This window comes from Shewanella sp. DNRA4, from assembly GCF_012843185.1.
Lineage (GTDB): Bacteria > Pseudomonadota > Gammaproteobacteria > Enterobacterales > Shewanellaceae > Shewanella > Shewanella xiamenensis.
The window spans coordinates 1-844 of record NZ_JABAIP010000038.1 but is presented as its reverse complement, the minus strand read 5'-3'; the positions used below and the strand labels follow the sequence as shown (position 1 = coordinate 844).

Sequence of the window (844 nt, the reverse complement as noted above, 5' to 3'; positions counted from 1 at the left end):
ACTTTGTGGTTCATGACTGGGGTGAAGTCGTAACAAGGTAGCCCTAGGGGAACCTGGGGCTGGATCACCTCCTTACCTATACGACTAACTCGATGTTTGGTCGAAAAATGCTCCTGCATTTTCGACATTCGGTACATCCGTGTACCTTTTGAGTGTTCACACAGATTTGCTTGATAGAAGATAGAGTAAAAGATGGGTCTGTAGCTCAGCTGGTTAGAGCGCACCCCTGATAAGGGTGAGGTCGGTGGTTCAAGTCCACTCTGACCCACCAATCCTTCCTTCTCAGCGTTGGAAAGTGACTCGTTTAGTGAACTAAACGTCGCCACTGTCCGCCTTGATAAGAAATAATTGGTAAACCAATCCTTTAAGAGGTTTGGAACATCTTATTTACTCGCACTGCATGTAAATGGGGCTATAGCTCAGCTGGGAGAGCGCCTGCCTTGCACGCAGGAGGTCTGCGGTTCGATCCCGCATAGCTCCACCATTTACTGCATTATGGTTAGAGATGCCAAAGATAAACTAAAACATTATCTTTGGCTTTTTTAAGCCCGCTCTTTAACAATTTGGAAAGCTGATAGTAATTAATACAATGATGTCTGTCGTTGTGTTAATACGAAAAAAATTGAGTTCTTAAAACACTTGTTAAGTGTCTTGAATATTCAAGTCTAAGGCGAGTCCATCTTCTTGGTCGAAGATGAGACAAGTAAAACCAGCTGGTCGCAACGACGCAAGTGATGTGAAACTCATTTGGGTTGTATGGTTAAGCGACTAAGCGTATACGGTGGATGCCTTGGCAGTCAGAGGCGATGAAGGACGTAGTAACTTGCGAAAAGCGTTGGCGAGC

2 tRNA genes and 2 rRNA genes are annotated in these 844 nt (G+C 44.9%); all 4 read left to right on the top strand.

The window, feature by feature from the left end:
• Window positions 1–75 (top strand): 16S ribosomal RNA (locus HG547_RS20595); the annotation flags it as partial.
• 119 nt (window positions 76–194) lie between these two features.
• Window positions 195–271: transfer RNA gene (locus HG547_RS20590), tRNA-Ile, on the top strand.
• Window positions 272–408: 137 nt separating this feature from the next.
• Window positions 409–484: transfer RNA gene (locus HG547_RS20585), tRNA-Ala, on the top strand.
• A 274-nt stretch (window positions 485–758) separates the two neighbouring features.
• Window positions 759–844: ribosomal RNA gene (locus HG547_RS20580) — 23S ribosomal RNA — on the top strand; the annotation flags it as partial.